The following is a 14299-nucleotide window of genomic DNA, read 5'->3' as shown; positions in this document are numbered from 1 at the left end:
TGACCGGCGGCCCAGTCTGGCCGCCCGCTTCATCTCTCCGCTGGGACCTTGGGCCAGGCGAACCAGAAGGTGGCGCCCTGGTCCACCTTCCCTTCTCCCCAGGCGCGGCCCCCGAAGCGCTCGCACAGCCGCCGCACCACCGCCAGCCCCAGGCCCGTGCCCTCATACTCCCCCGAGGCGTGCAACCGGCCGAACAGCTCGAAGGCCCGGTCCTTGTAGCGCACGTTGAAGCCCACCCCGTTGTCCTCCACCCCGATGCGGTACTCGGTTTCGGCCTCCTCCACCAGCACCCGCAGGCGAGCCTGAGGCCGCGTCCGGGTGAACTTGAGCGCGTTGTGCAGGTACTCGTGCAGGATGATCTGGAGGACCTGGCTGTCTCCAGACACGGTCGGCAGGGGCGCACTCGTGACCCAAACGTCGCGGCCCGCCGTTTGGTCCTGCGCGTCCTTGAGCACCTCGCGCAGCACCCGCCCCAGGTCCACCCGCCGCGTCCGGGCGCGCAGGAAGCGCAGCTGCATGTACACCTTCAAGGAATCGAGCAAGTCCCTGGTCTGCCCCACCGCTTCCCCGGTGTGCAGCAGGTACCTGGGCGTCTGCGGGTGCTCCCGCGCGAGCGCCAGAAAACTCTGCGCCCGGGTGAGCACATGATGCAGTTCTCTGCCGGACGCGAGCACGACCTGCTCGAACTCCTCCTGAAGCTGCCGGAGCTTGAGGGCCTGATGCTGAAGCTGCGTCTCCTGGGCCTGCTGGGTTTCCCACAGGGCGCGGTGGGCCAGCTTGAAGGCCGTCACGTCCGTCAGCGTGAGGTGACCACAAGGCGGCTCACCCTCGCGGACGTGGAGAACCGCTTCCAGGGCCACCTCCAGCCGCTCGCCGCCCGGCGTCAGGACTTGGGCTTCCCCCGTCTGCCGTCCGCGACCTTCAAAAACGCGCGCCAGCAACGCGGCGACGGGGGCACCCAGGGACGGGGTGAGGCTGCGGCCCAGCAGCGCCTCCCGGGAGGACCCCAGCAGCGCGGCCCCCCGCATGTTCACGTCCAGGATGCGGCCCTGCTTGTCGAGCAAAAAGGCTGTCCCGGGGCTGTCCTGAAAGAGCGTCTGCGCCTGGGTCAGGGCCGCCTGGAGGTGCAGGACCTGGGCCTCGAGGGCCTGGAGCCGGGCTTCCAGGGTGGGAGACGTTTGCGCCTGCGTCGGTGGCGTGGAGGGTAAATGGCTCATGGGAATCCAGGGGTGAGCAGAGGTGAGGGGGGTGGGTTCCCAGTGTACCGCCAGCGCCTGCTCGGCGGGCCTCCTTTCCCAGGGACGGAAGGGCCAGCGGGGAACGTGAGGGGAGGGTTGAGCTCCCGCTTCCCGGGCCTCCCCGGGACGCGCGGCCCGCCTGCTCGCCGCACAGCTGACGCCGGGGGGAGAACGGCCGTCGTGAAGTTGGGTGCTGACGGCGCTGTCGCCGCGCGGCAGACCGGGGGGCTGGAGTGGGCCAGGGCGCCGCGGGTCACCATGGTGGACACGGTGGGCGCCGGGGACACCTTGAATGCAGCCTACCTGCATGCCGTCCTGGAGGGTCACGATCTGCGCTCCTGCCTGAACTTTGGAGTTCAGATCGCCCCGCAGGCCGTCTCCTCCACGGACCGCCACGCCCTGCCGCCCTTCTTGAAATCCGTGTGACCGGCGCGGCCGGCCCCGGCCGCTGAGGACCTGACCGCGCCCCCCCTCCGATTGCCCCCTGCTGGTCGGCGCAGTGCTAGCGTGCCCAGCGTGCCGGGCACCTCCCCTTCCGCCCCTTCCACGACGGCGCCCCAGGGCAGCACCCGCGAGCTGCTGAGGCTCGCCGGACCGCTCATGCTCTCCAACCTCGCCTACACGGGGGTGGGGTTCACCGATACCCTGCTGATGGGCCGCCTGGGGGTCCTCGAGGTAGGCGCGGTGGGCTTTGCCAACATCTGCCTGCTCACGCTCGTGCTGCTGTTCCGGGGCAGCCTGAACACCGCCGCCACCTTCGTGGCGCGCGCCCTGGGCGCGGGCGACGGGGCGGGCGTGCGGCGCTGGGCGAGCGTCTTTCTGGGCTGCGCGCTGGTGGGCTTCCCGCTGGCGCTGGTCGGCCCCTGGCTGCTCGACGGCCTGCTGACCCTGCTGCGGCCCGACCCCAGCATCACGGCCGTCACCCGCACCTACGCGCTGATCCGGCTGTGGGAACTGCCCGCCCTGCTGCTGGGCAGCGCCGCGACCGCCGTGATGGTGGGCCTGGGCAACACCCGCACGCCCATGCTGCTGGCCTGGCTGGTCATGGCCGTCAATGCCGCTCTGGCCGTGCTGTTTCTCTTCGGCTTCGGCTGGGGGGTGGCGGGCGCGGCCTGGGCTTCGGTGATCGCCGTCTCGCTTCAGGGGGGGCTGGCGCTGCTGCTGCTGGGGCGCCTGCACGGCCCGCGCTTCGGGCGCCTGCGGCCCGCGCGCCCCACCCGCGCCGAGCTGGGCAGCCTCACCCGCGTCAGCCTGCCCGCGGGCGTCACCGAGCTGGCCGAGGTGGGCGCCTTTACCGCCTTTCAGGGCATCATCTCGCGGCTGGGACCCACCGAACTCGCCGCCTCGCAGATCGCCAACCAGCTGGGCAGCCTGGGCTTTTTGCCCGCCTTCGCGCTGGCGGCCGCCACCGGCAGCCTGCTCTCGCGGGCGCTGGGCGCGGGTCGCCCGGACCTCGCCGCCCGCATCGGCTGGCGGGGCACCGGGCTGGCCGCCGCCTTCATGGGGGTGCTGGGCCTGCTGTTTCTGGCCCTCCCCCACCCGCTGATCGGCCTGTTCAACCGCAGTCCGGAGGTGCTGAGCCTGGGCACCCGCGTGCTGGGCGTGATGGCCGCCTACCAGATTCTCGACGGGGTCGCCATCGTGCTGGGCGGGGCGCTGGGCGGTGCGGGCGACACCCGCTTCCGGCTGCTCGTGACCCTGACGGGCGCGTGGCTGGTCATGGTGCTGGGGGCGTCGTGGCTGGCCCCCCGCTCCGGCGTGACCGGGGCCTGGGGGGCGGCGCTGCTGTTCATCGCCTTCGCCGCCGTGGCCTACGCCCTGCGCTTCGCGTCCGGCCGCTGGCGCCGGGCGCGGCTCTGATGGGGGTGACCAGAGAAGCCCTTCACCCTCTCTGACCTGCGCGGGGTCGGAAAGCGCTGCAAACGGCGGCCCACCTGGAGTGGAGGGGGTGGGTCTGCCCCATTCACGGAACCCAGCGCCCCCGTGACATCAGCCCTGGGGCTGCCTCCTGGCCAGCGGCCTGCCTCGGCCAATCTGCTGTAAGGACCCTGGCTACAGCAGCCCCCGGCGCAGGGCCTTGACGGCGGCCTGGGTGCGGTCGGCGGCCTGCAACTTGGTCAGGAGTTCCTGCACGTGCAGTTTGACGGTGCTCACGCTGATTTCCAGCGCCTGGGCGATCTCGCGGTTGCCCAGGCCCTCGGCGATCAGGCGCAGCACGTCCAGCTCGCGGGCAGTCAGCGGCGTGGCCGCGTCGGGGACCCGCACGCCGCTGAGGACGTGGTGCGCGACCTGTGGATCGAGGTACGCGCTGCCCGCCGCCGCCGCCCGGATGGCGAGCAGCAGCAGCTCGGGCCGGGCGCTCTTGAGGCAGTAGGCGTCGGCGCCCGAGGCCAGCGCCGCGAAGACTTCCTCGCGCAGGTCGTGGGCCGTGAGCATCACGATCCGCACCCCGGGCCAGCCGCGTTTGATCTCGGCGGCGGTCTGGATGCCGTCCATGCCGGGCAGGCCGATGTCCAGCACGGCCACGTCCACCTCGCTGCGGGCCAGCCGCTCCAGGGCCTCCTCGCCGCTGCGGGCCTCCGCGCAGACCCGCAGGTCGCCCTCCAGGTTGAGGGTCGCCCGCAGCCCGTCGCGCGTGAAGGCGTGGTCCTCGACCAGCAGAATCCGGATGGGGTCAGGCATGGTCGGTCCGGGCCGGGTGCAGGGGCAGGGTCAGCGTGAACAGGCTGCGGGCGCTGGCCGTGCGGGTGTAGCTGACCCCCCCGCCGTGCGCCTCCGCGATGCGGCGGGTGAGGTAGAGGCCCAGGCCGGTGCCCCCCCCGGCCCCCCCACTGCGGAAGCGCTGAAAGAGGCGCGGCTGGCGGGTGGCGGGCACCCCCGGCCCCTCGTCCTGCACGGTCAGCCGCGCCTCGCCATCTTGCTCGCAGAGCCCCACCCGGACCGTGCCCCCCGGCGGGCTGAACTTCACCGCGTTGTCCAGCAGGTTTTGCACCGCGCGGCGCAGGTCGTGGCGCCAGCCCTCGACCCGCACGCCCTCCAGGTTCTGTTCCAGCGTGAGGTCCCGTTCCGTCAGGTGGGGCGCGAGTTCCCGCAGCACCCCCAGCGTCAGCTCGCGCAGGTTGACCGGCTGGGCGTCTTCCTCCTGGGCCTCCTCGCTCTCGTACTTGGCGACCAGCAGCAATTGATCGGCCAGCGCCAGCAGGCTTTCGTTGGCGCTCAGGCCGTTGCGGAGGGTCTCCAGGTAAGGGCCGGGCAGGTCGCCGTAGGCGCCGCGCAGGGCCGCGCGCATGTTGATCGCGTTCGCCAGCAGCGGCGTGCGCAGGTCGTGGCTGAAGGCGTAGACGAGGTCGCGCAGCAGTTCGCCGCGCTCCGCGAGCCGCGCCCGACCGTCGCGCAGGTCGTCGAGCAGCGCCGTGCGCTCCAGCATGGGTTGCAGCAGCCCGGCGGCCTCGGCGGTCAGGCTCAGGGGCGCCGTGGGCCGGGTCAGAATCAGCAGCAGGTCTCCCTCGCCGGGGCGGTGCAGGCGCCCCAGCACGCTCGCCCCGTCCTCCTCGGCCCAGACGGCGCCTGTTCCCGCCGGATGCGCGAGGTAACTCAGCGGCAGGCGGCTGCCCAGCCGCGAGGGCGCCCGCTCCGGCTCGGGCAGGCCCGCCGCGTCCACCCGGGCGTGTGGGGCGCGCAGAATCGCCCGGTCCAGGGCGCCGATCTCCACGCTGGCCGCGCCGGTCAGGCGCTGCAAGGCCGCCGCCGCCCGCTCCACGAACTCGGCCTGCCCCAACGGCCCGCCCATATCCTCCGCGAGGCGGCGCAGGGCACGCTCGCGCCGCAACTGGCGCTCGTCTTCCAGGAGCCGCGCGGCCCGCCGCGAGGCCTCGCGCGCCCGCAGGGTCAGCAGGCCGACCAGCACCACGGTCACGATGCTCACGGCGCGGTTGGCGAGGTCCGGGGCGCTCAGGCCGTACCACAGGCCGTTGAGCACGCCCGCGAGCACGTTGGCGCCCACGCACAGCCCCACCAGCGCCAGGGTCATGCGCCGGGTGGCGCCCAGGGCCGCGAGCGCGACCGGCACGCTCAGCAGGGTGCCGACCACCACGGCGGGCACGAAAATGTCCAGCAGCACGATGAGGGCCAGCAGCGCCAGCGTGACCCCCCAGAACAGCGGCAGGCTGAGGCCCGGAGACGGGGAGGGGACGGAAAAGGAGAGGAAGCCAGCCATGGTCGTGGCCTGAAGGTATACCCGCCCGGAGCGCGGGCGCGATTGGCCAGGTGGCCAGTGCCGGGCCGAGACGATCTTGCCTACCTTGAGCGGGTGTCCGCCCCCCGATCTGGCAGCAGCCCCTTCATGACCTGGTTTCTGGAAACCCAGCACCCCGAGCCGGAAGGCTTTTACGAAGACGAGCGGGAGGTCCAGCAGCAGCACCACACCCAGCCGTGGTGGAAGGTGATGTGCCTGACCGGCGTGGACTACTTCTCGACCCTGGGCTACCAGCCGGGCATCGCCGCCCTGGCCGCGGGCGCCCTGAGTCCGGTGGCGACCCTGATCCTGGTGCTGGTGACCCTCTTCGGGGCGCTGCCGATGTACCGCCGGGTGGCCCAGGAAAGCCCGCACGGGGACGGCAGCCTGTCCATGCTGGAGCGGCTGCTGAGCTACTGGCCCAGCAAGGTGCTGGTGCTGACCCTGCTGGGCTTCGTGGCGACGGGCTTCGTGATCACCATCACGCTCTCGGCGGCGGACGCGACCGCGCACCTGATCGAAAACCCCTTTCTTCAGGCGGCGCTGGAAGGCCAGCAGGTCACCCTGACGCTGGTGCTGCTGGCGCTGCTGGGCGGGGTGTTTCTGCGCGGCTTCAAGGAGGCCATCGGGATCGCGGTGGGGATCACCGTGCTGTACCTGGGCCTGAGCACGGTCGTCGTGGGCCGGGGCCTGCTGGACGTGCTGGCCCAGCCCGAGGTCGCCGGGAACTGGTGGGCGGCCCTGACGCAGGCTTACCGTTCGCCGCTGGCGCTGATCGGCGCGGCGCTGCTCGTCTTTCCCCGGCTGGCGCTGGGCCTCAGCGGCTTCGAGACGGGCGTGGTGGTCATGCCGCTGGTGCGCGGCGGCGCCGGGGACACCCGGCAGCGGCCCGCCGGGCGCATCCGCAACACCCGGAAGCTGCTCACGGCCGCCGCGCTGATCATGAGTGTGATGCTGCTCGGCTCGGCGCTGGTAACCACCTTCCTGATTCCGCGCGCGCAGTTCTGGCCCGCGACGACCTACACCCGCAACGTGAACGCCGCCGACCTGGCCGCGGGCCGCGCGGTGGTCAACGTCCCGCTGGACGACGCCCGCGATCCCCGCGCGCTCTACAGCCTGCGCCTGCCCGCCGGACGCACCGGCACCTTCACCGTGCAGGCCCAGACGGTGGGCGGCCCGGTGCCGCTGACGGTCACGGTGATTCCCACCCCGGACGGCAACTCCGACCGCGTCAGCGTGCGCAAGCCCGCCGGCGAGGCCAATGGCCGCGCGCTGGCCTACCTCGCCCACGAACGCCTGGGCGAGGGCTTCGGGACCCTGTACGACGGGGCCACCATCCTGATCCTGTGGTTCGCGGGCGCCTCGGCGCTGGCGGGGCTGCTGAACATCGTGCCGCGCTACCTGCCCCGCTACGGCATGGCCCCCGACTGGGCCCGCGCGACCCGGCCGCTGGTGGTGCTGTTCACCGCCATCAGCGCCGGGGTCACGCTGCTGTTCCGGGCCGACGTGGACGCGCAGGCGGGAGCCTACGCGACCGGGGTGCTGGCCCTGATGACCTCGGCGGCGGTCGCGGTCTTTCTGACCGAGCTGCGGCGGGGGCACCGGGGCGGCGCCGCCGTGTTTTTCCTGATCAGCGCCCTGTTCTTGTACACCAGCGTGGTCACCGTGACCGACCGGCCCGAGGGGCTGTGGATCGCGCTGCTGTTCGTGCTGGCCATCCTGCTGGTCAGCGTCGCCTCGCGCATCGGGCGCAGCACCGAGCTGCGGGTGCAGCGCGTTACCCTCGACGCCGAAGCCCGCCGGATGCTGGACGACGTGCGGGGCCGGGGCCTGCCGGTGCGCTTCATCGCCAACCGCCTGAACGAGGGCGACCGCGAGGAATACCGCCTCAAGGCGCTGGAGGTGCGGCTGGACAACCACCTCCCCGCCGGGGACGCGGCGCTCTTTCTGGAAGTCGCGGTGACCGACGCCAGCGACTTCAGTGCCGCCGTGCCGGTCAAGGGGGTGCGGGTGGGGCCGCACGCGGTGTTGCGCGCCAGCGGCAGCAGCGTGCCCAACACCCTGGCCGCCGTGCTGCTGTACGTGCGCGACCTGACCGGCGTGCCGCCGCACGTCTACTTCGAGTGGAGTGAAAAAGGCCCCGCGCAAAACGCGCTGCGCTTCCTGCTCGCCGGGGAGGGGGACATTCCGCCGCTGACCCACGAGGTGCTGCGGGTGGCCGAGCGCGACCCCTCACGGCGGCCCGTGGTGCATGTGGGCGGCTGAGGCGGCGGGGGCCTCTCCCCCACCCGCGTGATCCGCCCGCCCCGTCCCCCACCCGCTCAGCCTGGCCCAGGTGTCCGGGCCGATCACCCCGTCGTGCTGGCGCGGCTCCCCGGGAAAGGCCAGGCGCTGGAACGCCAGGGCCGCCGCCCCGGTGCCCCGGCCGAACACGCCGTCCTCGGCCAGCGGCGCCCCCGGCAGGCCGGGCCGTCCGGCGGCGAGTTCGTGGGCGTGCGCGGCATTGAGCAGGCGCTGGGCCTCCCCCACCGCCGCGCCGCGCGACCCGGCGCGCAGGGTGGGCCGCGCCCCGGGGGGGCCGGGCGGCACAGGGCCAGGGCCTCCCGGAGCGCCCGTCGGGGCGAAGTCCGGCAGCGCGGCGCCCGCGTCGGCCAGCAGGCGCCAGCCGAAGCGGCGCGGCACCTCGCCGTGGGGGACGGGGGTGCGCTCGACGGCGTACCAGCGGCGCAGGGCCGAGGCCGAGGCCGGGGCGCCGGGAAGGGCCGAGAACGCCTGGTCGAGCTGGCGGCGGGCTTCCAGGCTGTGCCCGGCGGTGCCGCCGCCCGGGGTGTACAGCACCCGCAGCGCGCCACCCTGCTCCCGCATGTAGGTCCCCAGCGGCCCGGCTTCCAGGCCCGCCGCCGCCGCCGCGTCGCGCGCCAGACGCCGCCTCGCCCAGCGCAGCAACGGGGCCGGACTCTGGTAGAGGGCGTCGAAGACGTGGACCTCGTGCGGATCGAGGGCGTCCAGCACCGACCACAGCGCCGCGCCTCCGCCCGAGTGGGCGGTCAGGAGCAGCCGACCGGGCGTGAGGGCGGGCACCCCCACCCGCGCCGCGAAGCGCTCCAGGCTCCAGCGCAGCAGTTCGCGGGCGCCGCCGGGACGCGTCAGCGCCGGAAAGTCGTAGCCGGTGCCCGAGCGTCCGCCGTAGAAGCGGCCGCGCGGCAGCAGCGCCAGGGTGGGGCGGGTGCGCCCCGGCGCGCGGCCTGGACCCCGCGCCGGGGCCTGCCAGTCCAGGCCGCTGGCGCCCTCCTTGTCGCGCACCAGGTCCATCGCCGCGCCGCGCCCGGAAAAGCCGTGAAAGTGCAGCACGAGGTCCACCCGCTCCGTGACGGCCAGCGTGTTCCAGCGCAGGATCAGGGTCGGGCCGGGTCCCCGGTGGGGTTCCAGGCCCGGCACGTCGCGCAGCTCCTCACGGCCGGAGGCGGCGGGCGGCGGGGCAGAGGCGGTGGGCGGTGCGGTCATGGGGGCTTCCTCCTGGGGAGCAGGCTGACCCGGCAGGGCTGGTCACTCGCGGGCCGGGTCGGTCCGCAGGCGCAGCACCGCGAAATACTGGCGTTGGGCGCCGTCGGTCAGGACCCGGCCGTCCGCCCCGGTCCGCACGACCTTGCGGCCCACCGTGTCGGCCACGTTGCCGCCGATCACGCCCAGACGCCCCGGCGTCACCTCCACGACCACGTCGCCGTGCGAGGCGCGGAACTGGCCGTCGTCCACATTGTCGAACGTCACCCCGCTGTCCTGACGCCCGGTGCAGATCAGGTCGCCCGGCTCCGGCGCCCGCTCGGTGACCCGGTAGAGCCAGAAGGGGTTGGTCAGGTCGGCGCGCTGGCGGTTGCGTTTGGCGGCGGCGCAGTAGACGGTGTGCCCGGAAGCGTACCGGAACAGGCCCCCGGCCCCCGACTGCCGCATCACCCAGGAGATGAAGGCCGCGCTCCAGGGCAGCCGGGCGTCGATGGCCTGCTCGGCGGCGGCTCCCGCCAGTCCCGCCCCCTGGGTCCAGTAGCCGCGCAGCACCGCGCGCATCCCGGGGTCCGTCTCCGAGCGCGCCGCGCCGCCGGGATGCCAGCGGGCGTACTCCTCCAGCGTGAGCCGCGCGGCGTCCCCCTTGAGCTGCGTCCAGGGGGTGCCGGGCGCGGGGGGCGGCACGGGGCCAGGAGGCGTCGGCGCTCCCCCTCCGCGCGCCCACTCGGCCAGCCTCGCCCAGGTCCGGGGACCGATCACCCCGTCGTGCTCGTGGGAGGCGCCTGGAAAGGCGAGCCGCTGGAAGGCCACGGTGGCCGCGCGGGTGCGGGGGCCGAAGACGCCGTCTGCCGTCAGCGGAGCGCCGGGCAGCCCCGGCCGTCCGGCGGCGAGTTCGCGGCCGTGGACGGCATTGAGCAGGCCCTGGGCCTCCCCCACCGCCGCGCCGCGCGACCCGGCGCGCAGGGTGGGCCGCGCGCTGGAGGGGCCGGGGGGCACGGGACCAGGCGGCACTGGGCTGGGCGGCACTGGGCCGGGCAGCGGAGGCACCGGCCGCGGGGGCGCCGTGCCCTCCAGCCGCGCGCGGGCTTCCTCCCAGCGGGGACCCTGGCAGCGCCGCTCCACCGCCGCCGTGAGGTCGGCGACGCGGATGGTGCCGTCGCCCCGGCGGTCCAGCCCGCTGTTGGCGGCGTAGGCCTGCGCGGAGGGGCCGTCCCGCGCGGCCAGCACCGTGGCGGGGTCCGAGCCGCCCGCCAGCGTCGCGGGCAGGAAGGTCGCCTGGTAGAGCCGCGCGGTGGAGGTCAGCCCCGCCGCCCGGTAGGGGCGGTAGTAGCGCTCCACATAGGGGAGTTGCGCCTCGGCGCTCAGGCGGCGAAAGGCCTCGTGGCCCGCCGTCCAGCCCAGGCGCGCCAGGGTCGCGGGCATGAACTGGATCAGGCCGCTGGCGTGCCCGCGCGGGTTGTGGGCGTCCGGGCGCAGGCCACTTTCGGCCATCATGACCTGAAGCAGGTGCAGCGGCCGGGCGCCCAGCGCGGCGGCCACCGCCTGCACCCCGGCGAAAAAGGCGTCCGGCAGGTCGGCGCTCTCGCCCGCTTCCCCGCTGGGGGGGGCCTCCGGGGCGCGGTCCGGCGCGGGCAGGCTCTCGCCGCCGGGCAGGGCGGCGGGCAGCGGGCGCGGTCCCCGGATGTTGTGAAAGGCCGTGAAGTCCCAGTAGCCGCGGGCGTCGAGGGCGACCGCGTTCCAGGCGCGCGCGGCCCCGTTGACCTCCAGCCAGTCGCGGGCAAAGTCGCGCGAGCCGCCCGCCAGCCGCGCCCCCATCGCGCGGGCGATGTCGTCGCCGCCGCGCGCGTCGGCCGGGGCGCCGCCGCCGTAGCCCAGAATCGCCGCCAGCGGCCCCCCGTGCCCGGTCAGCAGCCGCGCCCACGCCAGCCCGTTGCCCGCCGGGTCCCCCACCAGCGGAAAATCCACCCTCAGCACCGAGCAGCCGGCCAGGATCAGCAGGTCGAGGTCCAGCGGGCGGCGCCAGTGCGCCAGCAGCTCGGCGGGCCTGAGCCAGCACGACGCCTCGCGCGAGACGCCCTCGAACAGCAGGCAGTTGTGGGCGCTGGAGCCGTGGCCGGAGTAGTACACCACGTCGGCGGGGCTGCGAATCAGGGCGCGCGCGGGGGGCGCTTCCACCCGCAGGCCCGGCAGCGGCAGCGCCGCGACCTCCAGCACTTCCACCCCCGCCGCGAAGAAAAGCTGCCGGGCGTCGGGTACCTCTCCCACCGGGTCGCCGCTGCGGCCCGCGCGGCTGCCCGGCACGGTGCCCCGGCCGCGCGGCGCCCAACCCAGCGCGCCCACAAAGGTCCGGTCGCTGGTGCCGGGTCCCAGGTGGTCAGGCTGGCGAACCAGCGTCGCCACCTCGCGGCGCCGGGTCTCCACCGCCAGAAAGTCGCCCAGCTCGCCCGGCGTGCGCGACAGCCTGTATTCGGCGCGGCCCGTGCCCAGGGTCGCCGTACGCGGCAGCCGCAGGGTGACCGGGGTGCCGAGGGTGGCGGGTCCGGAGTCGCCGTTGGGCGGGCGGCTCGTGACCACCACCGTGATCTCGCCCGGCAAGGCAGCTTCGGGCAGCCCCGAGGCGGCCGCGCGCAGGTGAACCCGGTCCACGTCCAGGCCGATCACCTCGTCCCAGCCCAGCGGGCGGGTCAGGCTGCCCTCCAGCAGCTCCAGCGCGTCCACCCGGACGGCGGCCAGCGGCGCCGGGCCGGGAAGCAGCACCACAGCGTCGAGCTGCGCCCAGGTGTGCGGACCGATCTTGCCGTCGTGCTCGGCGGGCTGGCCGGGAAAGACCTGCCGCTGGAAGTCCAGCACCGCGCCCTGCGTGAGCGTCCCCAAGACGCAGTCTTCCCGCAGCGGCGCGCCCGCCAGCCCCGGCTGCCCGCGCACGAGCTGCGCGAGGTGAAAGGCGCTCAACTTGCGCTGCGCCTCGCGCACGGCGGGATGAACGGCGCCGCGCACCAGCACCCGGGGCCGGTCGGCGGGCGCCACCGTCACGTCGGCGCACGGCCCGGCGACCTCCGCAAGGTCGGGCCGCGTTCCGGCGGCCTCGCCCGGCGCCCCGACCAGGGCCAGCCGCGAGGCCAGCGCCGCCTGCACCTCCGCAACCCCGTCCCCGCCGACCGCCTCCCAGACCGGCCCGGCCAGCGCAGCGCCCACCGCCTCCAGGCTCTCCAGTTCCGGCCCACCGCCGTCCAGCGCGTGGCTTCCGGCGTCTGCGGCACCCTCCTCGTCCTCGCCGGGGAAGGCCCCGGCCCAGGTTTCTCCGGCTTCCTCATCCGCCGCCGCGAATTCCAGCGCAGTCAGCTCGGGGTCCACGTCGGAGGAGAACGCTTCTGCCTCCCCGGGGGCAGCCTCCTGTGACCCGGCAGTTTCCGGTCCAGCAGTGTCGGGCGGCGGGGTCCCGGCGGCCAGGGGGGCGGGCGGCGCCGGGGGCGTGGGGGCGACTTCGGGCATGGGGGTGACCTCCGGGGGGTCCGGCCGGGCGGGAACGTGCCCCAGGCGGACCGCCTCGACCGCCCGGACGGGGTCGAGGTAGCCGCTGCCGACGCGCGCGGGGTCGAGGTCCGGGGGCGCGGCCTCGCAGCTTGCCAGCAGCAGGCGCCGGGTCTGGACGATGTCGAGCGGCGTCTCTCCGGCGGCCCCGAACATCAGCGCGACGCAGCCCGTGACGTGGGGGGCGGCCATGCTGGTGCCCGACATGCGGGTATAGAGGGGGCCGCCGCCCTCCCGCCCCTGCGAGCGCGGCGCCAGAATCATCACGCCGGGGGCGATCAGGTCGGGCTTGGAGCGCCCGTCGCGGGTGGGGCCGGAGCTGGAAAAGCGGCCCAGCGGGCGCTCCTCGCGGTGCGGGTCGTAGGCGCCCACCGCCAGGGTGCGGTAGCCGGTGCAGATGGTGCCCAGGGTCGTGCGGGCGTCGGCCTCCTGCGCCGCAAAGCGCGACTGGCAGCTGCCGCAGCCGCTGTCGCGCTCGATCCAGGCGTGGACGCGGCCGTCTTGCACGTCCTCGCCGGTCAGGGTGACCTCCCAGGCGCTCACGTCCGGCAGGACCTCGAAGCGCACGTTGATCTGGTGGTCGCCGTTGTTGGGGTCAAAGGCGCGGTGGTAGACCCGCAGCACCTCGCGCCCCGCCCGCCAGGCCGAGGCCCGCTCACCGCGCGCCGCCCGCGCGACCAGCGAACCGCCCGCCGAGCGGACCTCCACGCCCAGGCGGTCGCGGCCCGGGTACCACAGGTCGAGTTCGTTGGGGCTGCGGTCGCCGGGACTCACCTGCACCGCGAAGGTGCGCGTCTCGCCGGGCCGCAGGGTCCAGTCGGCGTGGGTGCGGCGCTCGAAGTAGTTGCCGCAGCTCTGCACGACCGCGCGCCCCGGCGCCAGCGCGACCCAGGCGTCGAGCGCCTGCTCGACCAGGCTGCGGCCCGTCTTCTCGCCCGCGTGCCGCCCCAGGCTGAGGTTGACCACGCAGGGCCGCCCCGCCGCCACCCGCGCGATCAGGTCCAGGCCCTCGAGCAGCTCGACCGAGTTGCCCAGCGGCACCGCGCCGGGTCCCTCGCGCGCCCCCATATGCACGAACACCAGCTCGGCCTCCGGCGCCACGCCGACCGGCCCGCCGCCGCGCCCGTTGCCGCCCGCGATCCCCAGCGTGTGGGTGCCGTGGGCGCCCAGACCGGGGTCGGTGTCGGCGGGATGGTAGTCCAGCGCGGCGTAGGGGTCGGGTGCCTGCAACGCGGCGTTGAGCTGCTCGGGCGTGAACACCCGCCCGTACCCGTACGGCCAGGCGCCCGGCTCCCCGCGCGGCCGCTGGTCCCACAGCGCCAGCAGCCGGGTGCGGCCGTCGGCACGGCGAAAATCCGGATGGGCGAAGTCGCAGCCCCAGTCCACCAGCCCGATCACCACGCCGCGCCCGGTCGCCTCCAGCCCGTCCGGCCGCCGGGCGTCGTTGGGCGTGAAGGTGGCTTCGCCGGAGAGGGTCTGGGCGATTCCAGGCTGCTCCAGTCCGGGCCACAGCGGCTGCGGCTCTTCCACGTCCGCGCTGAGGCCCCGGGGCGCTTTGAGGCTTTCCACCGCCGGGTCGCGCCACACCTCCGGAATGGCGCCGCGCGGCACCCGCGCCGTCACGACCGGCCCGAACCGGGCGACCACGCGCGTTCCGGGCGGCGGGCGCTCCGGGTCGAGCAGCCGCATGACCACCGCGACCTCGTCGGCCGCGCCGCCCTCCTGAAGCAGTTCGTACAGCTCGGGGTCCATGGGGTCCTCGGGGAGAGGTCGGCAAAAGCCGCAGGCCCGGGCG

At 74.8% G+C, this 14299-nt stretch carries 8 protein-coding genes; 3 read left to right on the top strand and 5 right to left on the bottom strand.

Annotated elements, in window-relative coordinates; genetic code table 11:
• Nucleotides 1-29: 29 nt before the first annotated feature.
• Nucleotides 30-1217: a sensor histidine kinase gene (locus HNQ09_RS16535; RefSeq protein ID WP_184031510.1), complete on the bottom strand. Its 1188-nt coding sequence runs from the start codon at nt 1215-1217 to the stop codon at nt 30-32.
• A gap of 201 nt (nt 1218-1418) precedes the next feature.
• Between HNQ09_RS16535 and HNQ09_RS16530 the strand changes: the two genes are divergently transcribed.
• Both HNQ09_RS16530 and HNQ09_RS16525 read left to right on the top strand, forming a co-directional pair.
• Nucleotides 1419-1664: a PfkB family carbohydrate kinase gene (locus tag HNQ09_RS16530; protein WP_184031509.1), complete on the top strand. Its 246-nt coding sequence runs from the start codon at nt 1419-1421 to the stop codon at nt 1662-1664.
• A gap of 90 nt (nt 1665-1754) precedes the next feature.
• Nucleotides 1755-3098, top strand: a complete 1344-nt coding sequence (locus tag HNQ09_RS16525; RefSeq protein ID WP_184031508.1) for an MATE family efflux transporter — start codon at nt 1755-1757, stop codon at nt 3096-3098.
• Nucleotides 3099-3290: 192 nt separating this feature from the next.
• On the opposite strand, the gene HNQ09_RS16520 is transcribed toward HNQ09_RS16525, so the two are convergent.
• Nucleotides 3291-3920 carry a response regulator gene (locus HNQ09_RS16520; protein WP_184031507.1) on the bottom strand — a complete coding sequence of 210 codons (630 nt, stop codon included), beginning with the start codon at nt 3918-3920 and terminating at the stop codon, nt 3291-3293.
• Nucleotides 3913-5454 carry a sensor histidine kinase gene (locus HNQ09_RS16515; protein ID WP_184031506.1) on the bottom strand — a complete coding sequence of 514 codons (1542 nt, stop codon included), beginning with the start codon at nt 5452-5454 and terminating at the stop codon, nt 3913-3915. Before HNQ09_RS16515 ends, HNQ09_RS16520 begins: the two co-directional genes overlap by 8 nt.
• A gap of 126 nt (nt 5455-5580) precedes the next feature.
• Here HNQ09_RS16515 and HNQ09_RS16510 point away from each other — a divergent pair, with 126 nt between their 5' ends.
• Nucleotides 5581-7737, top strand: coding sequence for an APC family permease (locus HNQ09_RS16510; RefSeq protein WP_184031505.1), 2157 nt, complete (start codon nt 5581-5583; stop codon nt 7735-7737).
• On the opposite strand, the gene HNQ09_RS16505 is transcribed toward HNQ09_RS16510, so the two are convergent.
• Together HNQ09_RS16505 and HNQ09_RS16500 are read right to left on the bottom strand one after the other, a co-directional pair.
• Entirely contained in the window at nt 7705-8976 is a 1272-nt protein-coding gene (locus HNQ09_RS16505) for a peptidoglycan-binding domain-containing protein (RefSeq protein ID WP_184031504.1), read from the bottom strand. The genes HNQ09_RS16510 and HNQ09_RS16505 overlap by 33 nt on opposite strands.
• A 42-nt stretch (nt 8977-9018) precedes the next feature.
• On the bottom strand, nt 9019-14256 hold the full coding sequence (locus tag HNQ09_RS16500; protein ID WP_184031503.1) for a DUF2272 domain-containing protein: 5238 nt from the start codon (nt 14254-14256) through the stop codon (nt 9019-9021).
• Nucleotides 14257-14299 lie beyond the last annotated feature (43 nt).

The organism is Deinococcus budaensis (genome assembly GCF_014201885.1).
In the GTDB taxonomy this organism is placed as follows: domain Bacteria; phylum Deinococcota; class Deinococci; order Deinococcales; family Deinococcaceae; genus Deinococcus; species Deinococcus budaensis.
The sequence above is the reverse complement of the archived record's forward strand: the minus strand, read 5'-3'. Positions and strand labels throughout refer to the sequence as shown.